Here is a 24,211-nt window from a genome sequence, read left to right on the forward strand (position 1 = left end):
GCCGCATGACGCGCAATTCCGTCTGCCGGCATGCTTATTCCGCGGCCAGTTGGATGCGGGTAAAGCCCGTCACCGTGATGGTGTCGCCCACGGCCTTGCCGGCTTCGCGCACGATATCGCTCACGCTCTTCTTGTCGTCGCGGATAAAGGGCTGTTCCATCAGGCAGACTTCCTTCTGGAACTTCTTCACCGCGCCGTCGGCGATCTTGTCCACGATATTGGCGGGCTTGCCTTCTTCCAGGGCCTTCTGGCGATAGACTTCGCGCTCGCGTTCCACGGCGGCCTGGTCCAGGCTTCCGGCGTCCAGAGCCATGGGACTGGCGGCGGCCACCTGCATGGCCAAGTTCTTGGCAAGCTCCTTGACTTCGGGCGCGTTCACGCTCTCGGCCTTGCCGCAGGTCAGGAAGACCAGCACGCCGATCTTGCCGTTGGCGTGGATGTACTGCCCGATAACTTCATTGTCGGACTGGCGGGTATGGCGCGCGAACTTGCCGAGCTGCATGTTTTCGCCCACCGAGGCGATGAGCTGCTTGACCTCGTCGCCCACCACGCCGTCCAGGGCGGTGGGGTCAGCCGGATTGTGCTCCAGCACGGCCTGGGCCACGCGGGCGGCCATGTTCTGGAACTGGTCGCCGCGGGCCACGAAGTCGGTTTCGCACATCAGCGAAGCCATGGCCACATGCTTGCCGTCAGGGCTGGTCACGGCGGTAACCACGCCTTCGCAGGTGGCGCGGCCGGATTTTTTAGCGGCCTTGGCCATGCCCTTCTGGCGCAGCCAGTCCACAGCCTTTTCCAGGTCGCCGTTCACTTCCACCAGGGCTTTTTTGCAGTCCATCATGCCCGCGCCGGTTTTCTCGCGCAGTTCTTTGACCATTTGAGCGCTGATTGCCATTGTCGTCTCCAGATGCGTCCGGCCAATGCGCCGGAGTTGCTGCGTAAAAAATTTCAAGAAGGGCAGCGCAGACCCGTAACGATCGCGCTGCCCTGAAAATACGAAATCGCGGACCCCGATTATTCGGCGGGAGCGGCTTCCTGCGCGGGGGCGGCCTCAGCGGCCGGAGCGCTTTCAGCGGCGGCGGCTTTCTGCATGGCCTCTTCGGCGTTGGCGGCGTCCTTGTGGTCCTTGCTCATGGCCTCGCCTTCCATGCAGGCTTCGGAGAAAGCGGCCACAAAGAGTTTGATGGCGCGGATGGCGTCGTCATTGCCGGGAATAATGTAGTCGATGAGGTCCGGATCGCAGTTGGTGTCCGTGACGGCCACAATCGGGATGCCCAGCTTGCGGCATTCCTTCACCGCGATGTCTTCACGGTTGGGGTCGATGATGAAGGCCAGCTGCGGCAGGCGGTCCATGTTCTTGATGCCGCCCAGGGTTTCCTCCAGCTTCTTCATCTCGCGCTCCAGAAGCAGGATTTCCTTTTTCTGGTAACGGTTGATGGAGCCGTCGGCAAACATGGCTTCCAGCTTCTTGAGGCGGTCCACGCTTTTCTGGATGGTCACGAAGTTGGTCAGGGTGCCGCCCATCCAGCGGTTGGTCACATGAAACTGGTTGGCGCGACCGGCTTCGGCGGCCACGGCCTCCTGGGCCTGGCGCTTGGTGCCGATAAAGAGCACCTTGCCGCCCTTGGCCACGGTGTCCACGATTTTATCGTGGGCCACGCGGAAAAGCTTCACGGTCTGCTGCAGGTCGATGATATGGATGCCGTTGCGCGCGCCGAAGATGTAGGGGCGCATTTTGGGGTTCCAGCGCCGGGTCTGGTGCCCGAAGTGCACCCCGGTTTCCAGCATCTGCTTCATGCTGACGTAAGCCATTGTGATCCTCCAATGGGTTGGTTTCCTCCACTCCGGTTTGTACTGTTCTCTTCACCCGCCGTGGGTCGGACGCGACGCGCGTCCGCGGAACGGGCACCCCGAGAACCGCCGGAGTGTGTGTAATGGAGCAGCTTCTATAGCCCAAAGCCGTATGGATGGCAAGAGGATGCCCCCATGCGGACAGGGCGGACGAGCAGGCCCGCGGCAAGAGTAAAAATCCCCCCGACATCACCCTCTTCCTGATCTTCTTTTTTCTCAGCAACGTGCTTTGCTGAAACAAAACATGGGAAGCTACAGCCACCGAGCCCGACGGCACAGAAAAATGGGGGATAGTTTATGTAAGAGAGAGAGAGAGAGAGAGAGAGAGAGAGACGCGCTCAGCCGGAAGAACCCAACGCCGCGCCCGGCCTCGCGCGTGAGTCCGGCGGCCGGGCAAAGAGAACTTCCTCACCCGCTCCGGGCTTTTTTTGCAGCGGCAAGCGCGCGGAAGGCCGCAAACGTGATTCAGAGTCCTTTGAGGAGAGCTGGCCCCAAGGGGCAATCAAATGAATGCTTCAATCGCCGGATATTATTCGCTTCCATACCTGTGTTTTCCTTCCTCAGACCCGCGAACGCGGCCGACATAGTCGGCAATTGAGCGGAGGGCCGGTTTTGCAAAATTTCCGTAACGTTACAGCAAGGCTGACGCAAGAGTATTTTTCTTTTTCGCTCTATCCATTCGACTGCCCTGGGCAAACTCCCGCTTGTCGTTGACAGCGCGCATGTAAAAATCGTATGAAATCAACAAGTATGCTTGCCAACCTTGTTTTGCGGATTCCCCCCACCTTCCGTCCCAACGTCCGGCCTTAGTCCCCTCTCTTTTTTTATAGTTCCTATACAAAACGAGATTCAGTTGGTCACCCGGTGATGAAACAAGCCGCAAGCTTTGTCGCCAGGGCCTGTCTTTTCCGGCGTCCGCCGGTTTCAGCCGTTCCGTAAGATCGCCCGCTTTCAGGCCGTGGCGCATATACACCAACTACAGCTCAATTCTCCGCAGGAGGATTTATGCGTCCTACGCTATTTCCCAAGCTCCGATACTTCAAAGAACGCCTCAGCGAAATGGGAGGCGAATTATTCTCCGGTTCCGAATACAGCGAACGCCAAGGCGGGCGCTCCTGGGAAGATTATTACCGCCGCCGCTGGCAGTACGACAAGGTGGCCCGCTCCACCCACGGCGTCAACTGCACCGGCTCCTGTTCCTTTGACGTGTTCGTCAAGGACGGCATCATCGTCTGGGAAGCCCAGAAAACCGATTATCCCACGCCGCATCCGGATTTCCCCGATTACGAACCCCGAGGCTGCCCGCGCGGCACATCAGCCTCATGGTATGTATACAGCCCGCTGCGGGTGCGCCATCCGCTCATCCGGGGCAAGCTGCTTGAGTTCTGGCGCGCGGCGCTGCAAGAGCACGGCGATCCGGTGGAAGCCTGGGCTTCCATCGTCAACGACCCCGTGAAACGGGGGGCCTACCAGCGGGCGCGCGGCAAGGGCGGTTTTGTGCGCTGGACCTGGGACGAGGCCGCCGAGATGTTCGCCGCCTCCATGGTGCACACCATCCGCCGCTACGGACCGGACCGCATCTTCGGCTTCACGCCCCTGCCCGCCATGTCCATGGTCAGCTTCGCCTCGGGCGCGCGCTTTTTCAGTCTCATCGGCGGCAGCATGATCAGCTTTTACGACTGGTACTGCGACCTGCCCCCGGCATCGCCGCAGATCTGGGGCGAACAGACCGACGTGCCCGAAAGCGCGGACTGGTACAACGCGGGCTATATCATCGCCTGGGGCTCCAACCTGCCCCAGACGCGCACGCCCGACGCCCATTTCTTTACCGAGGCCCGCTACCGGGGCACGAAAATCGCCGCCGTGTCGCCGGACTACGCGGACTTCACCAAGTTCGCGGACCACTGGCTCACAGTGAAGCCCGGCACGGACGCGGCCCTGGGCATGGCCATGACCCACGTGGTGTTCAAGGAATATTTCCTGGACCGCCGCGTTCCCTATTTCGAGGATTACGCCCGGCGCTTCACCGACCTGCCCTGCCTTGTCCTCCTGGACGGCGCGGACAATCAGCATACTCCCGGCCGTTTTGTGCGTGCTTCGGACATCGGGCGCGAGGGCAACAATCCGGAATGGAAAACCGTGGTCTACGACGCCGCGCGCAACGGCCCGGCCGTGCCCATGGGCAGCGTGGGCGCGCGCTACGGCGAGGACGGCCGCTGGAATCTGCACATGCGCGACGAGGCCGACGAGGCCGAACTGACGCCGCTGCTGCGCATGGAGGAAGCCCCCGGAGCCCAATGGACCATGGCGGCCTTTCCTGTTTTCGACGCCGGAAAGCCCTCCGTCAAACTGCGTCCCGTGCCGTACGTCACCTTGCGCACGACCGAGGGGCCGCGCCGCGTGACCACGGTCTTTGAGCTGCTGGCCGGAAGCCTGGGCGTGGACCGGGGGCACGGCGGCGACGTGGCCCGCGATTACGACGCCGCCGGGGTCAACGGCACCCCGGCCTGGCAGGAAGCGCTGACCGGCGTGCCGCGCGAACAGGTCATCCAGGTGGCCCGCGGCTTCGCGGACAATGCCGCCGCCACGAACGGCCGCTCCATGATCGTCATGGGCGCGGGCATCAACCACTGGTACAACAACGACGTCATCTACCGCAGCATTCTTTCCCTGACCACGCTCTGCGGCTGCCAGGGCGTCAACGGCGGCGGCTGGGCCCACTATGTGGGCCAGGAAAAGGTGCGCCCGCTCTCCGGCTGGACCACGGTGACCATGGCCGGGGACTGGACCGGGCCGCCGCGCCTGCAGAACGGCACCTCCTTCTACTATTTCGCCATTGACGCCTGGCGCTACGAACTGCTGAACATGGGGCGCATGTGCCCGCCCGGCCAGGAAGGCGTCCTGCCCGACCACCCGGCGGACTGCAACGCCGTGGCCGCGCGCCTGGGCTGGCTGCCGTTTTACCCGCAGTTCCAGGAGAACTCCCTGGAGATCTGCCGCAAGGCCGAAGCCGACGGCGCGGCCAGCGACGAGGAGATCATCAGGCACGCCGTGGCGCGCCTGAAGTCCGGCGACCTGCGCATGGCCGTCGAGGCCCCTTCGCACGAAGACAACGTGCCGCGCATCATGTGTTTCTGGCGCACCAATCCGCTGGGCTCCAACGTCAAGGGGCACGAGTACTTCCTGCGCCACCTTCTGGGCACGGAAAACGCCGTGCGCGGCGGGGAATCCCCGGTGCAGCCGAGTGAATTCCAGTGCGATCCGCCCATGGAACAGGGCAAGCTGGACCTCATGGTGGTGTCGGAATTCCGCATGAGCACGTCCTGCGTCTATGCCGACATGGTGCTGCCCGCGGCTCACTGGTATGAAATCAACGATCTGTCCTCCACGGACATGCATCCCTTCATCCATCCCTTTACCCCGGCGGCCGACCCGCCGTGGGAAGCCCGCAACAACTGGGAGCAGTTCCGTACCGTGGCCGAGGTCTTCTCCCGGCTGGCGGAAAAGCATTTGGGCACGCGCAAGGACCTGGTGGCCACGCCCCTGCTGCACGACAGCCCCGGCGAAATCGCCCAGCCCCTGGGCCAGGTGCGCGACTGGCGCACGGGCGAGGTGGAACCCGTGCCCGGCAAGACCATGCCCGGCCTGCATGTGGTGGAGCGCCGCTATGCCGACGTGCTCAAGATGTACACCTCCCTCGGCCCCAACATCCGGCGGCCGGAAGGCATGGGCGTCAAGGGGGCCAAGTGGTCCGGAGCGGTCGAACATGACCTGCTCAAGGCCCGCCTGGGCACGGTGCGGGAGGAAGGCGTCAGCAAGGGCATGCCCCGTCTGGACACGGACCGCGCCGCCTGCGACGCCATTCTCTGCCTCTCGCCGGAATCCAACGGCACCGTCTCGGTGCGCTCCTGGACCAGCGTGGAAAAACGCACCGGCCTGTCCCTCAAGGACATCTCCGCGCCCTCCGAGGGCATCGACCATACTTTTGAATCCATCACGGCGCGGCCGGGACGGGCGCTGAACAGCCCCAACTGGAGCGGCCTCAAGGGCGAACAGGTGACCTACACCCGCTTTGCCCAGAACGTGCAGCGGCTGCTGCCCTTCCACACCCTGTCGGGCCGCCAGCACTTCTATCTGGACCACCAGTGGATGCGCGGCCTGGGCGAAAGCCTGCCCGTGTTCCGCCCGCCCCTGCCCCTGGCAACCCTGGGCGAGGTGACCGGGGACGCCGTTCCCCGCAAGGACACGGACCTGGTGCTCAACCTGCTGACCCCGCACAGCAAGTGGTCCATTCACTCCACCTACTCAGACAACCTGATCATGCGCACGCTCTCGCGCGGCGGCGGCGAAATCTGGCTCAACGACGAGGACGCCGCCCAGGCGGGCATTGCGGACAACGAATGGCTGGAATGTTTCAACGCCAACGGCGTGTTCATGGGCCGGGCCCTGGTGAGCTACCGCATCCCCAAGGGCCGGGCCTTCATCTACCACGCCCAGGAACGTCACGTGGACACGCCGCTTTCGCCCCTTTCGGGCCAGCGCGGCGGCACGCACAACAGCCTGACGCGCCCCTTCATCAAGCCCACGCAGATGATCGGCGGCTACGGCCAGCTCAGCTATTCCTTCAACTACTACGGACCCACGGGTTGCCAGCGCGATGAATACATCGTGGTGCGCAAGGCCGGGGAGGTGATATTCCATGAAGATTAAAGCGCAGATGAGCATGGTGCTCAACCTGGACAAGTGTCTGGGTTGCCACACCTGCAGCATCCCCTGCAAGAATGCCTGGACCACGGATCCGGGCAGCGAATATATGTGGTTCAACAATGTGGAAACCAAGCCCGGCATCGGCTATCCCCGCCTGTGGGAAAACCAGGACATCCACAAGGGCGGCTGGGAAGTGGAGAACGGCAAACTCCGCCTCAGGGCCGGAGGCAAGCTGCGCAAGGCCGCGCAGATTTTCGGCAATCCGAACCTTCCGGGCATGGATCAGTATTACGAGCCCTGGAACTACGACTACCAGAACCTGACCACCTCCCCGGAGCAGAAGCATCAGCCCATAGCCCGGGCCTATTCCAGCGTCACGGGCCGTCCCATGACCCCGCAGGCCGGCCCCAACTGGGACGACGACCTGGCCGGAACCCAGGTCACCGGCCTGGACGACCCCGATTTCGCGGGCCTGGACGCCCAGGCCCTGCTGCAATTCCAGCGGGTGTTCATGCTGCATCTGCCGCGCCTGTGCGAGCACTGCCTGAACCCGGCCTGCGTGGCCTCCTGCCCTTCTGGAGCCATTTATAAGCGGGACGAGGACGGCATTGTGCTCACGGACCAGACGCGCTGCCGCTCCTGGCGCTTCTGCATGTCCGGCTGCCCATACAAAAAGGTGTATTTCAACTGGAAAAACCACCACTCCCAGAAGTGCATTTTCTGTTATCCCCGCGTGGAATCGGGTCAGCCCACACTCTGCGCGCAGTCCTGCACCGGGCGCATCCGCTACATCGGCGTCATGCTCTACGATGCCGACGCCGTGCATGAGCTGGCCGCCACGCCCGACCCGGCCGCCCTCTATGAGGCGCAGTTGCGGGTCTTTCTCGACCCCCGCGACCCCGCCGTCATCCGGCAGGCGGAAAAGGACGGCATCCCCCATCAGTTCCTCACGGCGGCCCGGAACTCGCCCGTATACACGCTGATCAGCGACTGGAAACTGGCGCTGCCCCTGCATCCGGAATTCCGCACCATGCCCATGGTCTGGTACATTCCGCCCGCCAGCCCGCTCACCAATGAGACGGACATCGACATTGACACGCAGCTGGACGCCATGCGCATCCCCGTGCGCTATCTGGCAAATCTCTTCACCGTCGGCCGGGAAGAGCCGGTGCGGGACGCCCTGCGCAAGATTCTGGCCCTGCGCCGCTTCATGCGGGAGAAGACCTTCAGCGGCCCGGACGCGGCCCAGGCTCTGGAAACGGCGGGCATGACCCCGGAAAGCGCCGCCGCCATGTACCGCCTGCTGGCCGTGGCCCGCTATGAGGACCGTTTCGTCATTCCCACGGTACGGCGCGAAGACGCCCCCGGCGAGGATGTGGAAGCCCTCAAGGGCCATACCGGCTACCCGGACCGCGACCCCGTGGCTCCGGAGTTCAAGGGGGTGCACGCATGACCCGCGCCGAAACCTTCTTGTGGGCGGCGCAGCTTCTGCGCTACCCGGACGAGGAGCTGGCCGCCCTGGCGCGCGAGGCGCGCCGGGAGCCCGCGCCCGCCTGGGCCGTCGCCTTTCTGGACCATGCGGCGGCCACGCCGCTGCTGGATCTGCAGGCGGCCTTCGTGCAGACCTTTGATCTCAACCGCGCCGCCTGCCTGTATCTGACCACGCACGCCTACGGCGACTCCCCCTTGCAGGGGCGCGCCCTGGCCGCGCTGACGGAACTGTACCGCGACAGCGGGTGCACGCCTTCCGGCGGGGAACTGCCGGACTATCTGCCGCTGGTGTTGGAATTCCTGGCAATGTCTCCGGCCTGGGCCGCCGCCTGCCTGTGCGAAAAATTCGCCACGGCGGCACAGGGCATCGCCGCGCATCTCGCGGCGGAAAACAGCCCCTGGGCGCCCATGCTGCGCGCCGCCGCCGACGCCATGCGGGAGTGCGCTCCCGACGCCGACCCCGATCCCGCGTCCCCCGACGACCATCCCGCAATCCGGGGCGGCAGCCGTGCGGCGCGGAACATTTCCCCCCGGGAGGTATGCATATGACTCCGCTCATGAAGCTGTTCATCGCCGCTTTCGCGGTGTACCCCTATATCTGTCTGACCCTGCTGACCGGCGGCCTGCTGCTGCGCTACACCTACGCCCAGGAAGAGTGGAACGCCCGTTCCAGCCAGTTCCTGGAAAGCCGGATGCTGCGTTGCGGCAGTCTCATCTTCCACATCGGCATCCTGCTCTCTCTGGGCGGGCATATCGTGGGCCTGGTGCTGCCGCCCGAAGCCCTGCGCGCCGTGGGCGTCTCCGCCCAGGCCCACGCCCAAATAGCCGGGCTGGCGGGCATGCTCATCGCGCCCATGGTGCTGCTGGGCGTGGGCATTCTGCTGCTGCGCCGGATAATCTGCCTGCCCGTGCGCCTTACCACGCGCCGGACGGACATCATCGTGCTCCTGCTCATCGGCTTCAACGCCGCCACGGGCATGTACCAGGCCTATGCGGCGCACTTTGACGCCTTCACCACCATCGGCCCCTGGGTGCGCGGCATTCTCACGCTCGCGCCCGCGCCCGGACGCATGATCTACGTGCCGCTCTTCCTGCAACTGCACGTGCTGAGCGGCCTGACCATCTTCGCCCTGCTGCCGTTCACCCGGCTGGTGCACATCTTCAGCGTGCCGCTGAGCTATGTGACCTTCCCCTTCACCATCTACCGCCGCCGCTGGGGAGGCGTGTGATGGGCGGCCCGCTCACGGCAAGGGCCCTTGCGCTGGTCAGAAGCGCCGCCCCGGCCAACTTCGGCATGGTCATGGCCACGGGCATCGTGTCCATTGCCCTGCACCTGCTGGGCATGGAGGCCGGGGCGCTGGCGCTCTTTTATGTGAACATCGGCATGTTCTGCTGCCTGTGGGCGGTGTACATCCTGCGCCTGGGCCTTTATCCCCGGGACTTCTTCGGCGATATGGCCGATCACGCGCGCGGCCCCGGCTACCTGACCATGGTGGCGGGCACGGGCCTGCTGGCAAATCAGTGCGCCCTGCTGCTGGGGCGCTATGACCTGGCCTGCGGCCTCTTCTGGCTGGCCCTGGCCGTGTGGTGCTTCTTCATCTGGGCGGACTTTCTGGCCCTTTTCACCACGGACCGGAAACCGCCCATTGAAAAGGGCATCAACGGCGCGTGGCTCCTGAACACCGTGAGCTGCCAGGCCCTGGTCATTCTCGGCTGCGTGATCATCGACCACACGAGCTGGGACCACGAGACGGCCTTCCTCCTGCTCACGGCGCTCTTCGGCACGGGCTTCATGCTCTATGCCATCGTCATCACCCTCATCGTCTACCGGCTGTGCTACAAACCGCTGGCTCCCGAGGCCCTGGACCCGACCTTCTGGGTCAACGCCGGGGCCGTGGCCATCACCACCCTGGCGGGCAGCGAGCTCATCCTGCGCGCCGGGGAATCGCCCTTCCTCCAGTCCGTTCTGCCCTTTCTCAAGGGCATGACCCTCATGGCCTGGGGCTTCGCGGCCTGGTGGGTGGTCATGCTGTTCATCCTCGGGTTCTGGCGGCACGCGGCGCGGCGCTTTCCCTTTGTCTACACGCCCGGCTACTGGAGCATGGTCTTCCCCATGGGCATGTTCACGGCCTGCACCATCATGTGCAGCAAGGCCCTGGGCGTGGCCTCGCTTATGGCGGTGCCGGGTCTGTTCATCTACGTGTCCGTGCTGAGCTGGCTGTGCACCTTCTGGGGCCTGGGGCGCTTTCTGTGGCGCTCGCTGCGGTAAAAAACCGGTTAAAACCGTCCACGCGTACACTACGCCGACGCTTCCGGAGCTTCCCCTCATTCCATTGTAATAAAGAAGTCCTGAGCCCGGTCGGGCTCAGGACTTCTTTATTACCACTTCCTATCGCGAGCCAAACGGCTCCGCGTGCTCCTCACCCGCGAGGGTTCGACACGTCGTTACAGGCCCAGAGCCTTTTTGATCTTTTCCGAAGTCACGGGCAACCGGTAGAAACGCTTGCCGACGGCATGGGTGACGGCATTGCCGATGGCGGCGACCACCGGGACCATCACCACTTCCCCGATTCCTTTGGGCGGCGCGGTTTCGGATTCCGGCTCAAGATAATCGGCGGTCTGATTCCAGACCGCGACATCCGTGGCCCGAGGCAGCGTGTACCGGTTGAAGTTCCACGTTCCGTTGCCCGGCCCGTCTTCATAAAGCGGCAATTCCTCCATCAGGGCATGCCCGATGCCCATGGCCAGGCCGCCCTGCAACTGGCCGGATACGAGTTCCGGCACAATCATTTTACCGGTGCCGAGCAGGCTGTGATGGCGCATGATTTCTATCTCGCCGGTGAAGGTATTGACGTTGAGCTCAACGATGCAGGCAGCGGGCGCGTAGGTCGTCACACCGGCGTTATTGCGCTGAACCGGAGGGAATTTCACCCTGCTTCTCTTGATGAAGTCATAGCCGCCGCTGGTCATGCGCCGCTTGAGTTCCGGCGCGGCCCCGTCGCCGTAACGCACGGAGAGAACGTCGGCCGCCACTTCGATGGAACCGATGGTCGGAACATCGAATGTCGCGGTCGTCCATTCCCAGCGGCTGAAGCAGTGCAGGGCAACCCCGGTCACCAGCCCCAGCTCGTGGGCTTTTTTGGCGACCCGTTCAAACGGCAGGATTTCCATGCCGCCCCCGCCGATGCCGCCCTCGACCACGCGCAGGTCATTCACGGTCATGAAGCCGCTGGAGATCTGGCCGCCGGCCGGTCCCTCGCTCCAGATGGCGCGCGCCGCCGGCCAGAGCGTGTTTTCAAACAGAAACTTCGCCGCCTGCCGCGTGCCGAAGCCGATGAAATAGGCGCTGTTGGAGGCGCTCATGGCCGGCAGCATGAACGGCACCCAGTAGGGATTCTTCTGCAGGTCGTCCTGCTGTTTCTGCGTCGTCGTGTAGGGCGACCAGTTGCTGACCATCGGCAGTTCGGCGAATTCCGCGACGCCGAACTCGACGGAATCGGGCGTCTTGCCCAGCATGTCACGGACAATGACCTGCTGCGCGGTGGTCGCGCCGGTACCGATCTCCTGCACGCAGTGGCGCATCCGCACCTTGCCGTCGGCATCGAATTCCAGCGCCAGCGCGGTGGTATCCGCGCCGGTGCCGTAATCCTTCTGCGCCTGCGCGAAGCCGACGCCGTACAGCCTGCCGGGGTTGGCCCTGTCGAACTCGGCCTTGGCTTTGTGCCGGTTCGCCCACAACGGATGCTTTGCCGCGATGTCGAGCATTTCAATATTGCCCGGCTCGCCGAGCGGCTGAGCACCCTGGGTGTTTTCGAAACCGGCCCGCATCGCATTGCGGCGGCGCAGTTCGATCTGATCAATGCCCAGTTCGGCGGCGACTTCATCGACCATCAGCTCCGTGATGCTCATGGCCTGAAGGGTGCCGTAGCCGCGCATGGACCCCGCCTCCACCGCGGGCGATGCCAGCGCGATGGCCGCAAGATCGGATTTCGGGAAATAATAGATGGACTGCGCGGCGGTGGCGGCCACCTGCGCGACCGAGAAGGAGAAGTTGGCGCGGCCGCCGCCATTGAGGTTATAGAAGCCCTTGAGGATCTCGAACTTGCCGCTCTTGCGGTCGGCCACGATGGTCACATCCATTTCGACGGAGTGGCGCTTGATGCCGAGCTGGAACTGCTCATAGCGGTTGTTGGCAAGCCGTACCGGCAGGCCGTTCCCATAGAAACACGCCGCGATGACATAGAACGGGAAGATCGAATGGTCCTTGGCCCCGTACCCCACGGTGGTGCCCGTGAGCAGCTTGATCGTCTTGACCGGGAAGCGCTTGTTGTCCTTGACCATCAGCGCCGCGACGCGGGCGACCTCATACGGCGACTGTGCCGACGCGACCAGGTGCAGGGTGCGCGTTTCGGCATCATACCAGGCGTTGCCGTTGTCCGCCTCCAGCGCGCACGAGTCGATCGACTGCGAGAAGCCCTGCCGCTCCAGCACCAGTTTGCTTTCATCCTTGCGCGCCGCTTCAATGGCCTTTTCGATGTCCGCGGCCGCGTTCATGCCGCGCCGCATCGGCTCATAGGTTTCGCGCGCCACCGTGAGCGGGTCGCGCACGCCGCCGCCGCCACGATGCCGCGTCATCACCGAGGCGGGCACGAAAAGTCCGGACGGGCTTTCCGGCGGCCAGACCGGGTTATTGCCGTCGAAAGCGCCCCAAATGACGGCGTCCTGCATCGGCGAATACACGGATGAGGCTGTCGGACTGTCGCCCCCGATGCGGACATAGCGTGCCGCGCCGTAGTTGGGCGGCGTGTTCGGGCCGGTGGCGGCGCCGTATTTCACGACATTTTCGGCAAAGCGCAGTCTGCGCTTCGCCGCCTCGAACGTATCAAAGTCACGATAAATCAGCAGGGCCACCGGGTGGCCGAGCAGCGGCGGGGTCTGCCCTTTGGGAACCAGAAAGTTTTTGCCGTAGAAGTCGGCGGCCAAACCCTCGGCCTGCGGCATGGTCACGCCGTCACCGGCCAAATTTTCATGCAGGACAAGGCGTTCGGGCTGCAATTCCGGCCCCAGAATGCTCAGGTCCACACCCTCAAAGGTCCGGTCGGCCCGCGTCGCCTTGATGAAGAAGGCGTGGGCCTGCTCCCTGGGCCAGCCGGGCAGATCCCGCGCACGAAAGTCCCGCGCGAAGTCCTTTTGCCCGGCCACCTTGCGCACGGCATCCCACCGATAGCGAACCTTGCCGTCCGGCGACATCCAGTCTGTGGGGCCGGGGCCCGAATTTATTTCCACTGCAAAGGCATCCGGCAAGCGTCCGATCATGACGGAAATGCCGAACACTGTTCCGAGTTTGATAAAATTGCGTCGCGAAATATCAATAGTCATGGTTTTTTTCCTATTCGGGATCCGCTTGCGTCGCAGACTGCAAGCGGCATAAAAGAAGACAGGCAGGCCTTGCGACAGGCCAGTCCGTTATTGCATTCATTTTACCGCGGTTTCCTGGGCACTCACCTGACCGGCGCTCACCGGCACGGCCTGGCCGCCCCATTCCGCCCTGATCCAGGTCACGAGTTCAGCGATCTCGGCGTCGCTCATGCGGTGCGCGAAGGGCGGCATGGCGTACATCCGCTCGCCGTTCTTGAAGATCTGGGTGGGAATGCCGTTGAGAACGGCTTTGATGAGCGTCTGCGGGTCGTCCATGGCCAGCGTCGCATTGCCCTTCATGGCCGGGCCGACATTGGGGATGCCCTGGCCGTTCATGCCGTGACAGCCCGCGCAGGACGCCATATAGGCCAACCGGCCGGCTGCCATGGGCGTGCCGGATTCCGGGGCGACGGCTTGCGGCAGCGGCGCGGGGGGCGCGGACGGCGGCACCAGCTTGCCGTCCTTGGCGGTGAGCAGATAGGTGGCTACCGCCTTGACGTCCTCCGGTTCCATCGCGCCGGTCGAGAAATGCGTGACGGTGTACATCCCGTCGAACGCGGTGCCCTGGGGAGCGATGCCGGTGGCCAGATAGGCGCTCAGCGCGGGAACGTCGAAGCCGTGTTTGGCAAGCGCCGCGGCGGTAATAGCGGGAACCGCCACGCCGTCCACTTCGCCGCCCTGCAAGGCCCGGGAGAATTCGAGGCCCATCATGAAGTTGCGCGGCGAATGGCAGGCGCCGCAATGCGCCAGCCCTTCGACAAGATAGGCCCCCCGGTTCCATGCGGCGGAGCGTTGTTCGTTCCGCGGCAGCTTGCGGTCCGGGAAGTTCAACAGGGTCCAGAAGTTCATGAACGGGCGCACCGGCAGCACGAAAGCGCCGGTATTGGCCTTGTTGGCGACCGGCATGGCCGGAATGCTCATATTGTAGGCGTAGAGCGCGTCAATGTCGTCAGGCGTCGTGAGCTGCGTGAAGACAAAGGGCATTGCCGGATAGAGATTGCGGTTGCCCGGCGCGATGCCGTCGCGCATCACGCGATGAAAATCGGCGCGCGTATAGTTGCCGATGCCGTATTGTTTGTCCGGCGTGATGTTGGTCGAATACAGCGTGCCGAACGGCGTCCCTATGGCCAGGCCTCCGGCGCCCATCGGCCCTTGCGGCAGCGAGTGGCAGCCGAAGCAGTCGCCGGCCAGGGCCAGTTCGCGCCCGCGCGGAATCAGGGCTTTCATCTGTTCGGGCGAAAGGGCCCGCTCCGCCTGCGGGGCCACGCCCGACGTCCGGAACAGCCCGAACAAGACGGCAAGCGCCGCCACGATAACGACAGCGATGACGACAAAAATTGAATTGCGCAATGCATGGCTTTTCATGGCAGCCCCCTACCCGATCACACAGCCGGGAGTGGCAAGCGCCACATCGCGCACGGCTTCGTAATACCGCACATAGCCCGTGCAGCGGCAAATATGCTCGTTGAGCGCTTCCTCGATTGCGCCCTCCAGTTCGGCGCGCCTGATCGGCTTGCGCTTCAGGCCGTCGATGAAGGCGGTCGCGCCCGCGACAAAGCCGGGCGTGCAGTAGCCGCACTGGAACGCGAATTTTTCAATGAAAGCTCTCTGGATCGGCGTCAGTTCGGTAATGTTGCCGTCAGCGTCCGTTTTGGCCTGGCCTTCGATCGTGATGATCGTCTTGCCGTCAAAGGCATGCGCATTGGCAATGCAGGTCCGGGTGTCGACCAGGCTGCCGTCCGGCCGCACTTCCACGACGGTGCAGGCATGGCAGACGCCTTGCCCGCAGCCGAAATGCGTGCCGGTCAAGTTAAGATAATGATGTAAAAAGTCGATCATCGGCATCCCGACCGGCACCTCGAGAGGGCCGACCTTCTTGCCGTTTACAATCATGCTCAATGGTTTTTTCTCAATTCCGGGAGCTATATTTTCGTTGCCCATGCTCATGCCTTTCTTATTTTTTGATCTGGTTGGAAATCCATAAATATATCAGCCGCGCCTGAAGACGACCCGGCATCTTCAAGCGCGTTGATTCAGGGTTGCGCACCCTTTCCCTCTTACAGTTTTCTCTTGAATCGATTGGCGGCAAAGAACAAAACTCAGGCGGGTCGGAGCCGGTATGGTCACGATTCTCACTTTGGAATGTAGGAGCTTTCTCTGGAAACATCAATAGTTGCATAATAATATATGCAATATTATAAAATATGGCTGTCCGGCCCGGCCGGGCGGCGGCGCGCTTCCGCCCGGCGTACCAAAATGGGGGCTCGGGAATATTCTTTTTCAGCGCGATCCGCGCCGCCGCCCACTACCCGCAGCCCAAACCGGAGTCCGCCGCGCGCGGGGACGCCCCGGCCCCTTTTCAAAGCCGTGTTCCCTACCTATAGTGTGCTTGCCGGTTTCCGGCCTCAGCCACGAACTCAAGCACAAGGATACCCCATACATGGACAAACACGGCTTCACCCTGCTCACGGAACGGGACATGGCGGAAGTGGGCGGCACGGCCCGCCTCTGGCAGCACAAGATTACGGGCGCGCAACTGCTCTCCGTGGTCAATGCGGACGAAAACAAATGCTTCGGCGTGAGCTTCCGCACGCCGCCCACGGATTCCACGGGCGTGGCCCACATTCTGGAGCATTCGGTGCTCTGCGGCTCGGACAAGTATCCGGTCAAGGAGCCCTTCGTGGAGTTGCTCAAGGGCTCGCTGCAAACCTTTCTCAACGCCTTCACCTTTCCGGACAAGACCTGCTATCCGGTGGCCAGCGCCAACCTGCGCGATTTTTACAATCTCATCGACGTCTACATCGACGCGGTCTTTCATCCCCGCATCAGCGAGGATATCTTCCGCCAGGAAGGCTGGCACGTGGAGGCGGAAAACGCCGACGGCCCCTGGACCTACAAGGGCGTGGTCTACAATGAGATGAAGGGCGTGTATTCCTCGCCGGATTCCGTGCTGGCCGAGCAGAGCCAGCAGGCCCTGTTCCCGGACACGCTTTACAGCCTGGATTCCGGCGGCAATCCCGAGCGCATTCCGGACCTGACCTACCAGGCCTTTCACGATTTCCACAGCCGCTACTATCATCCGAGCAACGCCCGCTTCTTCTTCTGGGGCGACGATCCCGAGGACGAGCGCCTGCGCCTGCTGGACGCGGCCCTGGCGGGCTACACGGCCCGGCCCGCGGATTCCGCCGTGCCCCTGCAGCCGCGCCGGGATGTGCCGCGCCAGATCGAGGTGCCCTACGCGGCGGCCGAAGGCGAACAGCGCGCCCTGTTCACGGTCAACTGGCTGCTGGGCGAGCGCGGCGACGTGGGCCAGGCCCTGCTCATGGAAATGCTGGAACACATTCTGGAAGGCCTGCCCGGTTCGCCGCTGCGCAAGGCCCTGATCGGTTCCGGCCTGGGCGAGGACACCACGGGCTGCGGCCTGGAAACGGACCTGCGCCAGATGTACTATTCCACAGGCCTCAAGGGCGTGGCTCCCGACGACGTGCAGCAGGCCGAACTGCTGATTTTCGACACGCTGGCCCGACTGGCCGAGGAAGGCATTGACCCGGCGGCTGTGGAAGCGGCGGTGAACAGCGTGGAATTCGCCTATCGCGAAAACAATTCCGGCCGCTTCCCACGCGGTCTGGCGGCCATGATCCAGGCCCTGTCCACCTGGCTGTACGACGGCGACCCCCTGGCCCCCCTGGCCTGGGAAGGACCGCTCACGGCCATCAAGGAGCGCCTGGCCAAGGGCGAGAAGGTTTTTGAGGAAGCCATCCGCCAGTGGTTTTTAAACAACGAGCACCGGGCCACCGTGGTCCTGCTGCCGGACGCCGGCCTGGGCAAAGTCCGCGAAGAGGCGGAAAGCGCCCGCCTGGCCGATGTCCAGGCCGAAGCGGGACCGGAGCGGCGCGCGGCCCTGGTGGAAGAAACCCTGCGCCTGCAGGAGGCCCAGACCGCGCCGGACAGCCCGGAAGCCCTGGCGACCATCCCGGCTCTGGGCCTGGGCGATCTGCCGCGCCGCAACGCCGCCATTCCCCGCGCCGAATCCCGTCTGCCGGAAGTCTGCCTCAGCCACGAGCTGCCCACCAGGGGCATTGCCTACGCCAATCTGCTGCTGCCTCTGAAAGGCCTGCCCGAGCGGCTGGTTCCCCTGCTGCCGCTCTTTGCCCGTTCCCTCACCGAACTGGGCACGGCACGGCGCGACTTCACGGAGCTCGGCGCGTACATGGCGGCCAAGACCGGCGGCGTCGGGGCCGACACCCTGCTGGGCACCACAAGGGGCGAACGCCGCACCTTCAGTTATCTGAGCCTGGCGGGCAAGGCGGTCTACGACAAGATTCCGGACCTGTTCGGCATCTTCCATGAAATCCTGCTGGAGCCCCTGCGCGATCCCGCCGTGGCCCGCGAGCGTCTCAGGCAGATGCTGCTGGAAGGCAAGGCCCGCCTGGAGCACGGCCTGCAGGCCGCCGGGCATACGGCGGTGGGCACGCGGCTGCGCGCGCATTTCACCGGCGCGGGCGCGCTGGCCGAACGCACCGGCGGCGTAAGTTATCTGGCTTCAATACGCGGCCTGCTGGAACAGCTGGAAACGCAGCCGGAGGCCCTGCTGGCCGATCTGGAGGAATTGCGGACCCTGGTCATGTCCGCTTCCGGCGCGGTCTTTGACTGCACGGCCGAAGCCGGGGGACTGGCCCTGGCCCAGGACAGGGCCCGCGCCCTGCTGGCCGAGCTGCCTTCCAACGGCCCGGAACGCACGGACCACGAAACCGGGCCCATGCGCGACCTGCCCATGGCCGAGGCCTTCCTGGCCCCGGCCCAGATCAACTACGTGGGCAAAGCCGCCAACATCTATGACCAGGGTTATGTCTACCACGGCTCGGCCAGCGTGATTCTGCGCTATCTGCGCATGGGATACCTGTGGGAGCAGGTACGCGTGCGCGGCGGGGCCTACGGGGCCTTCTGCATGCTGGACCGCCTGGGCGGCACCCTGGTCTGCGCCTCCTACCGCGACCCCAACGTGGACCAGACTCTGGCCGCCTATGACGGCATGGCCGACTTTCTGCGCGGCTTCAAGCCGGACAAGGCCCAACTGACCCAGGCCATTGTGGGCGCGGTAGGCGATCTGGACAGTTACCTGCTGCCCGACGCCAAGGGGGCCCAGTCCCTGGCGCGCTGGCTCACCGGCGATACGGACGAGATCCGCCAGCGGATGCGCGAGGAAATTCTGGGCACCACGGAGCGGCACTTCAGCGAGTTCGCCGACGTGCTGGCCGAAGCCGCGCGCCAAGGCGCGGTCTGCGTGCTGGGCGGCCCCAAAACCAAGGAAGCGGCCGAAGCCCACGGCTGGGCCGCGCAAAACCTGCTGTAATCATGAACGCCCCCGGCCGTCTCGTGCTGGTGCTGGGCATGCACCGCAGCGGCACCAGCACGCTGGCCAGGGGCCTGCGGGTTCTGGGGGTCGCGTTGGGCAAGAATCTGCTGCCCGCGCACCCCTGCAATCCCAAGGGCTTTTTCGAGGATGCCGGGTTCTATGCCTTCAACAAGGCTCTGCTGGCCCAACTGGGCCTGACCTGGCGCAGCCCGGAAGCGCCGGACACGGCGGCGTTGCGGCGGCTGGCCGCCGGTCCGCCGGGAGTCACGGCCCTGGGGCTGCTGCGCGAAAAAAGCGCCGGACAGGCGATTCTGGGCCTCAAAGACCCGCGCATGAGCCGCCTGCTGCCCTTCTGGCGGCCGGTGCTGGCGGCTTCAGGCCTGCGCGCGCACTGCTGCATCGCCCTGCGCCACCCGGAAAGCGTGGCTCATTCCTTGTGGCAGCGGGACCGCCTGAACGCGGAACTCAGCCACGCCCTCTGGCTCGCATACATGCTCGACGCTCTGGAAGGCAGCATCGGCCTGCCGCGTCTGCTGGCGGACTACGGCCTTCTGCTGCGCAAGCCCGAACAACAGTTGCAACGCCTGGGACATTTTCTGAATCTGCCCTTGGACCCGGCGGAGCTGACGCTGTTCGCGGACGATTTTCTGGACAAAACACTCTGCCACCACAGCCCGGCCGACGGCGCCGACCGGAAAAGCCACGGCGGAGCCTGGGCGGCCATGGCCCTCCGCCTGTATGAGGCCCTTGTCCCGGCGGCCGCTGATTCCCCTGAGCGCCGGACGCTGGACGAACCGCGCCTAGCCCGCCTGGTGACGAGCCTGCGGCGTGAATCCGCCGCCCTGGCGTTTCCGGTCTCTCCGGAGACCCGGCCATGAGCGGGCAATCCACGGCCCATCCCCTGGCGGGCCGCCTGGCCGCGCCCTCCTTTGTGCTGCCCGGCACGGTGGCGGAAAACGCGCGTTTTCTGAGCGGCAGAGTGGACGAGATGGCCCTCTGCTTTTTTGAAGCCCAGGCCTGCCTGAAGTACGGCGAAAATGATCTGCCGCCGGATTTGGCGGAACCTTCGGAATCAGGGAGGTTGCGCTGCCACGTCCACTTGCCCGTGGACCTGCCCTGGCCCTCCCGCCACGGGACGGCGGCCGAAGCCGAAGCGGCGGCCGCGGCGGATCTGGCCCTGGCGGTCTGCGCCGGAGCCGCCTATCTGCATCCGGGCTTGGCCGTGCTGCACCCGCCCGCAGGTTCCCCGGCGCACAAACGCCGCCTGCTGCGCGCTTTCGCGGCCCGCTGGCAGGCCCGCAGCCGCATTCCCCTTTTACTGGAGAATGTGGATTCCTGCGACGTGCTGGAATTGGGAAAAACCTTTCCGGCGGACCACGGGCTGGGCCTCTGTCTGGACGTAGGGCATCTCCTGGGCTATGCTCAAGACCATCTCCTGAATTCCGAGCTGCCGGAAACAGCGGCCCTGGTTCATTGGAGCGCGCCCGGCAGGAAGGATCAACACCTCCCGCTGACGGAATTCACAATGCGGCAACGCCGCACGGCGGCAGCTCTCATGGGCCGTCTGCCGCATACGGCTGTTCATCTGGCGGAAATTTTTCACTGGCCGGGTGTGGCGGCATCGCTGCCCGTGCTGGCGGCGCTGGCCCGCGAAGCTCTGCCGGAAAAAACGGACCCGAACGCACAACCATACGAAAACACGCATTCATGAAAGTTTTTGTTCTTTACCAGGGGCAAAAAGACCATTCTCAGTGCTGCTACGCCTATTAGAGCATTTTTAGTTTGAAACGCTCTAGGACCTGTTAACACTAATTGTAAAAATGTTCTTCATGGGTTAACTTTGCCCTATGAAGATATCCAAAGAACAGTATGAGCGTATTGCGAATAGCTTTCCGCGACAGCGAGGCAATGTTACTCAGGACAACCTTCAAATCATTAACGCCATCTTGTACGTCGCTGAAAATGGCTGCAAGTGGCGAAGCTTGCCGGCAGAGTTTGGAAACTGGCACTCAATTTATACTCGCATGAGCCGATGGAGCAAAAACGGTGTGCTCGACAGGATTTTTGAACGCCTCCAACGCGAACGTTTACTATGCATCAAAATCGAAGCCGTCTCTCTCGATAGTACCACTGTTAAAGTTCACCCCGATGGGATGGGAGCCTTAAAAAAACAGGTCCGCAATCCATCGGAAAGTCCAGAGGCGGATGGACAACCAAAATTCATATGGTTGCCGCGTCAGCCGAATGCGCGCTGATATTCAGCCTTTCCCCCGGCAATGCCGGGGATGCGCCCCAGGGAAGAAGTCTTTTGGAGCGCCTCGGTCCCGCGCCGGGACCGTGCAGCCTTCTCATGGACAGGGCATACGAAGGCAATGAAACTCAGTGCCTAAGCCGTAGCTTGGGCTACGACCCGGTTGTTCCGCCAAATCCCAATCGGCTGAAACCGTGGGAGTATGACAAAGAACTGTACAAAAAACGCAACGAAATTGAGAGACTCTTCAGACGGTTAAAAGGCTTCAGGCGCATAGCAACTCGATATGACAAGCTGGATGTCATTTTCCTTGCCTTTATCGTTTTTGCTCTCATCGTCGAGGCTCTCAAATAGTGTTAACAGGCCATAGGGCATTCCAACGTTGGAATGCCCTAACGCCGAACACGGTGAGGCGCGCCGCGAAGACCGACCCGACGGGCGGCCCGTAGGGCCGTGCCTGTAGCCCAAAGGGCGCACGGGCATCGAGAGCAACGCGGCGTGGATTCCGGCGATAACCGCGTTTTTTGCCGGAATGACCCCTTTGAAACGTATAGCGTGTCAAAGGTAATCTGCCTTGGAGCAGTTGACACTTTTCATGCCTGAACTGTTCCAGGAGGCCAAGGGGAGGGCCATGCCGGTCAACGCCGAACACATCGCCAGTTTCAAGCAATGGCGGCAAAATCTGGACAAGGACGACCGCTGGTGCATCATGATCAATGCCGACCCGGACGCCTTGGCTTCGGCCATGGCGCTCAAACGGATCATGCTGCACAAGGTGCACAGCGTGGACATCATGCGCATCAACGAGGTGACCCGGCCGGACAACCTGGCCATGATCCGTTATCTGCGCATCCCGGCCAAACCCTGGCAGCCGGAAAAGGCGGGACAGTATACCCGTTTCGGCATGGTGGACTCCCAGCCCCGGCACAATCAGGCCTTCGCGGGCATTTCCTACGACCTGATCATCGACCACCATCCCCTGACGGACCTCACGGACTGCACCACGCCCGCGGCCTTTTGCGACATCCGGCCCGGCATCGGCGCCACCAGCACCATGATGACCCGCTTTCTCCAGGCTCTGCGCATGCGCCCAGGCCCGCTGCTGGCAACAGCCCTGCTCTACGGCATCCGCACGGACACGGCGGCCTTTGAGCGCTCCGGCGGCGAGGAGGACTTACGCGCTTACCAGTGGCTCTCCCACCATGCGGACAACAATCTGCTGCGCCGGATCGCCCGCAGCGAATATCTGCGCGCCTGGCTGCCGCTCTTTTCGCGCGCCTTCCGCTCGCTCACCGACTGCCGGGGCGGCGGAGCCCACGCCACGCTCGGCGAAATCAAGAGCGCGGACCTGCTGGTGGCCATTGCCGACTTCTTTACCCGTGTGCACGGCCTGAAGTGGATCGCTGTCAGCGGCATTGTGGACAAAACCGTGATCGTGATCTTTCGCGGCGACGGCGGGCGGGACATCGGCCGTCTGGCCGACGCCTGTTTTTACGACGTGGGCACCGCCGGCGGGCACCGCAACCTGGGCCGGGCGGAATTTCCACTTTCCGCCGTACCCGAGGGCGTCAAAGCCGCCGACTTTGTGCAGCAGCGTCTGCAGACCCGCAAGCTGCGCCCCAAAGCCGCGATCCAGCCCGTCCCTCCGCCCCCGGAACCGGCCCACCCTGTCGCCAAATCCTGATCGCGCTGAAAAAAATGGACTGGAACGCCGCGCTTTACCGGAAAAGCCATGGTTTTGTGGCCGAATACGGCAAAAATCTGCTGGCCTGCGTCCCGGAAGACGCCGGCCAGTGTATTCTGGATTTCGGCTGCGGCACCGGCGAGCTGACCGCCGCCCTGGCCCGGAAAGCCGGGCAGGTGATCGGCGTGGACCAGTCCGCCGCCATGATCCGGGCGGCGCGCGAAAAGTATCCCGGTCCGGAATACCATGTTCTGGACGCGGCCGGTCTGGCCGTCCAGGGCTGGACGGCCCGTTTCGACCTGGTCTTTTCCAACGCGGTTTTTCACTGGATTCAGGATCAGGACGCGCTGCTGCGCGCCCTGCATGCGGTTCTGAAGCCGGGCGGCCTGCTGGTCTGCGAATTCGGCGCCCAGGGCAACGTGGCGGCCGTGTGTTCGGCCTTTGCCTCGGCGCTGGCGGCTCGCGGCCGGACCCGGTCCGAGCCCTTCTATTTCCCCGCACCGGCGGCATACCGCCGAAAACTGGAAACAGCGGGCTTTCAGGCCCGGCAGATTGAGGACTACGACCGCCCCACGCCCCTGTCCGGCGGGGAAAACGGCCTTGCCCACTGGCTGGAACAGTTTTTCGCCGGGGATCTGGCCGGTTTTGAACAAGCGGAACAAGTGAAAATCTTCCGCGAGGTGGAATGCGCCCTGCGGCCGCGCCTCTGGGACGGGGAGCAGTGGGTCGCTGATTACCGGCGGCTCCGGCTGCTGGCCGTCAGAAGCTGAACGACCGGGAGGCTCAGTCCTCGCGGCGGCCGCAGACCAGGGCCAGGCGGCGGCCCGATTCCGCGTAGTGCTCCAGCAGGGTCCGCTGGATATGCCGGGGATCGCGCCCGCGCACGGCGTCGTAAATGACTTCGTGCCGCTGATAGAATTCGCGCGGTGAAAAAAGCGTGTCCCAGCACTTGTAGTAGAGGAATTTGGAGATGTGCGCGCAGGAATTGCGCGCGATGCCCGCCATCAGACGATTGCGGCAAGGGGCCAGCAGGGCGTCGTGGAAGGCTTCGTCAATCTGGCTCAGTGCGGCCAGACCGGCGGCGGTGCGGCTCTGGCGCTCCATCTCGGCCAGAATTTCCTCCACCCCGGCTTGTGCCTTGTCGTCCCAGCGCTCCAGAGACTGGACAATACAGGCACCTTCCAAGGTACCGCCCAGGCAATAGCTGTCTTCAATCTCCCGCGCCGTAAGATGCCGAATGAACTTGGCCTTCTGCGGCAGACCCGTGACCAGACCCTGTTGCAGCAGGCTTTGCAGGGCTTCGCGCACCGGCCCCCGGCTGATGCCGAGATGTTCGGCGATCTCGGTTTCACGGATGGGATCGCCGGGCGAAAGGGTGCCGTCCAGCAGGCGCTGCTTGATATAGGCGATGGCCTGGGCGCTGTACGTCTTGACCTGAGACAAGGGGGGCTCCTCA

The 24,211-nt window shown here is 63.8% G+C and carries 18 protein-coding genes; 11 read left to right on the top strand and 7 right to left on the bottom strand.

From position 1 onward, the window contains the following. Nucleotides 1–34: 34 nt before the first annotated feature. The 3 genes from tsf to AXF13_RS11900 form a co-directional block, all read right to left on the bottom strand. The gene (tsf, locus tag AXF13_RS11890) at nt 35–892 is read right to left on the bottom strand and encodes a translation elongation factor Ts (RefSeq protein WP_062253511.1); all 858 of its coding nucleotides are present in this window, start codon (nt 890–892) and stop codon (nt 35–37) included. Nucleotides 893–1,011: 119 nt separating this feature from the next. Continuing rightward, nucleotides 1,012–1,809, bottom strand: coding sequence for a 30S ribosomal protein S2 (gene rpsB, locus AXF13_RS11895; protein WP_062253513.1), 798 nt, complete (start codon nt 1,807–1,809; stop codon nt 1,012–1,014). Between the two features lie 670 nt (nt 1,810–2,479). After that, a complete protein-coding gene (locus AXF13_RS11900) occupies nt 2,480–2,815 on the bottom strand; it encodes a hypothetical protein (RefSeq protein WP_062253515.1) in 336 nt (111 codons plus the stop codon). Between the two features lie 38 nt (nt 2,816–2,853). Between AXF13_RS11900 and AXF13_RS11905 the strand changes: the two genes are divergently transcribed. The 5 genes from AXF13_RS11905 to AXF13_RS11925 are packed head-to-tail and all read left to right on the top strand — an operon-like array spanning nt 2,854 to nt 10,315. Then, a complete protein-coding gene (locus tag AXF13_RS11905; RefSeq protein WP_062253517.1) occupies nt 2,854–6,558 on the top strand; it encodes a nitrate reductase subunit alpha in 3,705 nt (1,234 codons plus the stop codon). Further along, nucleotides 6,548–8,008, top strand: a complete 1,461-nt coding sequence (gene narH, locus AXF13_RS11910) for a nitrate reductase subunit beta (protein ID WP_062253519.1) — start codon at nt 6,548–6,550, stop codon at nt 8,006–8,008. Before AXF13_RS11905 ends, narH begins: the two co-directional genes overlap by 11 nt. Further along, nucleotides 8,005–8,595 carry a nitrate reductase molybdenum cofactor assembly chaperone gene (narJ, locus tag AXF13_RS11915; protein ID WP_062253521.1) on the top strand — a complete coding sequence of 197 codons (591 nt, stop codon included), beginning with the start codon at nt 8,005–8,007 and terminating at the stop codon, nt 8,593–8,595. The genes narH and narJ overlap by 4 nt, the downstream gene beginning before the upstream one ends. Further along, nucleotides 8,592–9,275, top strand: a complete 684-nt coding sequence (gene narI / locus AXF13_RS11920) for a respiratory nitrate reductase subunit gamma (RefSeq protein ID WP_223299914.1) — start codon at nt 8,592–8,594, stop codon at nt 9,273–9,275. The genes narJ and narI overlap by 4 nt, the downstream gene beginning before the upstream one ends. After that, the gene (locus AXF13_RS11925; protein ID WP_062253523.1) at nt 9,275–10,315 is read left to right on the top strand and encodes a tellurite resistance/C4-dicarboxylate transporter family protein; all 1,041 of its coding nucleotides are present in this window, start codon (nt 9,275–9,277) and stop codon (nt 10,313–10,315) included. The genes narI and AXF13_RS11925 overlap by 1 nt, the downstream gene beginning before the upstream one ends. 176 nt (nt 10,316–10,491) lie before the next feature. On the opposite strand, the gene AXF13_RS11930 is transcribed toward AXF13_RS11925, so the two are convergent. From AXF13_RS11930 to AXF13_RS11940, 3 genes are all read right to left on the bottom strand, one after another. After that, nucleotides 10,492–13,425 carry a xanthine dehydrogenase family protein molybdopterin-binding subunit gene (locus tag AXF13_RS11930; protein WP_062253525.1) on the bottom strand — a complete coding sequence of 978 codons (2,934 nt, stop codon included), beginning with the start codon at nt 13,423–13,425 and terminating at the stop codon, nt 10,492–10,494. Nucleotides 13,426–13,521: 96 nt separating this feature from the next. Continuing rightward, a complete protein-coding gene (locus tag AXF13_RS11935; protein ID WP_062253527.1) occupies nt 13,522–14,829 on the bottom strand; it encodes a cytochrome c in 1,308 nt (435 codons plus the stop codon). A 9-nt stretch (nt 14,830–14,838) separates the two neighbouring features. Next, nucleotides 14,839–15,411: a (2Fe-2S)-binding protein gene (locus tag AXF13_RS11940; RefSeq protein ID WP_223299915.1), complete on the bottom strand. Its 573-nt coding sequence runs from the start codon at nt 15,409–15,411 to the stop codon at nt 14,839–14,841. 493 nt (nt 15,412–15,904) lie between these two features. On the opposite strand from AXF13_RS11940, the gene AXF13_RS11945 reads away from it, so the two are divergent. From AXF13_RS11945 to AXF13_RS11970, 6 genes are all read left to right on the top strand, one after another. After that, a complete protein-coding gene (locus AXF13_RS11945) occupies nt 15,905–18,817 on the top strand; it encodes an insulinase family protein (RefSeq protein WP_062253530.1) in 2,913 nt (970 codons plus the stop codon). Between the two features lie 2 nt (nt 18,818–18,819). Then, nucleotides 18,820–19,698 carry a sulfotransferase family protein gene (locus AXF13_RS11950; RefSeq protein WP_062253532.1) on the top strand — a complete coding sequence of 293 codons (879 nt, stop codon included), beginning with the start codon at nt 18,820–18,822 and terminating at the stop codon, nt 19,696–19,698. Continuing rightward, entirely contained in the window at nt 19,695–20,531 is an 837-nt protein-coding gene (cbiR, locus tag AXF13_RS11955) for a cobamide remodeling phosphodiesterase CbiR (RefSeq protein ID WP_062253533.1), read from the top strand. Before AXF13_RS11950 ends, cbiR begins: the two co-directional genes overlap by 4 nt. A 136-nt stretch (nt 20,532–20,667) precedes the next feature. Continuing rightward, a protein-coding gene (locus tag AXF13_RS16865) for an IS5 family transposase (protein ID WP_150116175.1) occupies nt 20,668–21,425 on the top strand; the annotation gives its coding sequence in 2 pieces (ribosomal slippage) (nt 20,668–20,992 and nt 20,992–21,425; 759 coding nt in all). Nucleotides 21,426–21,702: 277 nt separating this feature from the next. Continuing rightward, the gene (locus AXF13_RS11965; protein ID WP_062254881.1) at nt 21,703–22,755 is read left to right on the top strand and encodes a DHH family phosphoesterase; all 1,053 of its coding nucleotides are present in this window, start codon (nt 21,703–21,705) and stop codon (nt 22,753–22,755) included. Between the two features lie 14 nt (nt 22,756–22,769). Then, entirely contained in the window at nt 22,770–23,525 is a 756-nt protein-coding gene (locus AXF13_RS11970) for a class I SAM-dependent methyltransferase (RefSeq protein WP_062253538.1), read from the top strand. A 13-nt stretch (nt 23,526–23,538) separates the two neighbouring features. Here the strand turns inward: AXF13_RS11970 and AXF13_RS11975 are convergent, their stop codons facing one another. After that, nucleotides 23,539–24,198: a GntR family transcriptional regulator gene (locus AXF13_RS11975; protein WP_062253540.1), complete on the bottom strand. Its 660-nt coding sequence runs from the start codon at nt 24,196–24,198 to the stop codon at nt 23,539–23,541. Nucleotides 24,199–24,211 lie beyond the last annotated feature (13 nt).

Source organism: Desulfovibrio fairfieldensis (genome assembly GCF_001553605.1).
GTDB lineage: Bacteria > Desulfobacterota > Desulfovibrionia > Desulfovibrionales > Desulfovibrionaceae > Desulfovibrio > Desulfovibrio fairfieldensis.

What these genes read in the sequence shown, in the direction of transcription:
- tsf (WP_062253511.1), bottom strand. Translation starts at nt 892, where the DNA reads ATGGCAATCAGCGCTCAAATGGTCAAAGAACTGCGCGAGAAAACCGGC.
- rpsB (WP_062253513.1), bottom strand. Translation starts at nt 1,809, where the DNA reads ATGGCTTACGTCAGCATGAAGCAGATGCTGGAAACCGGGGTGCACTTC.
- AXF13_RS11900 (WP_062253515.1), bottom strand. Translation starts at nt 2,815, where the DNA reads ATGCGCCACGGCCTGAAAGCGGGCGATCTTACGGAACGGCTGAAACCG.
- AXF13_RS11905 (WP_062253517.1), top strand. Translation starts at nt 2,854, where the DNA reads ATGCGTCCTACGCTATTTCCCAAGCTCCGATACTTCAAAGAACGCCTC.
- narH (WP_062253519.1), top strand. Translation starts at nt 6,548, where the DNA reads ATGAAGATTAAAGCGCAGATGAGCATGGTGCTCAACCTGGACAAGTGT.
- narJ (WP_062253521.1), top strand. Translation starts at nt 8,005, where the DNA reads ATGACCCGCGCCGAAACCTTCTTGTGGGCGGCGCAGCTTCTGCGCTAC.
- narI (WP_223299914.1), top strand. Translation starts at nt 8,592, where the DNA reads ATGACTCCGCTCATGAAGCTGTTCATCGCCGCTTTCGCGGTGTACCCC.
- AXF13_RS11925 (WP_062253523.1), top strand. Translation starts at nt 9,275, where the DNA reads ATGGGCGGCCCGCTCACGGCAAGGGCCCTTGCGCTGGTCAGAAGCGCC.
- AXF13_RS11930 (WP_062253525.1), bottom strand. Translation starts at nt 13,425, where the DNA reads ATGACTATTGATATTTCGCGACGCAATTTTATCAAACTCGGAACAGTG.
- AXF13_RS11935 (WP_062253527.1), bottom strand. Translation starts at nt 14,829, where the DNA reads ATGAAAAGCCATGCATTGCGCAATTCAATTTTTGTCGTCATCGCTGTC.
- AXF13_RS11940 (WP_223299915.1), bottom strand. Translation starts at nt 15,411, where the DNA reads ATGAGCATGGGCAACGAAAATATAGCTCCCGGAATTGAGAAAAAACCA.
- AXF13_RS11945 (WP_062253530.1), top strand. Translation starts at nt 15,905, where the DNA reads ATGGACAAACACGGCTTCACCCTGCTCACGGAACGGGACATGGCGGAA.
- AXF13_RS11950 (WP_062253532.1), top strand. Translation starts at nt 18,820, where the DNA reads ATGAACGCCCCCGGCCGTCTCGTGCTGGTGCTGGGCATGCACCGCAGC.
- cbiR (WP_062253533.1), top strand. Translation starts at nt 19,695, where the DNA reads ATGAGCGGGCAATCCACGGCCCATCCCCTGGCGGGCCGCCTGGCCGCG.
- AXF13_RS11965 (WP_062254881.1), top strand. Translation starts at nt 21,703, where the DNA reads ATGCCGGTCAACGCCGAACACATCGCCAGTTTCAAGCAATGGCGGCAA.
- AXF13_RS11970 (WP_062253538.1), top strand. Translation starts at nt 22,770, where the DNA reads ATGGACTGGAACGCCGCGCTTTACCGGAAAAGCCATGGTTTTGTGGCC.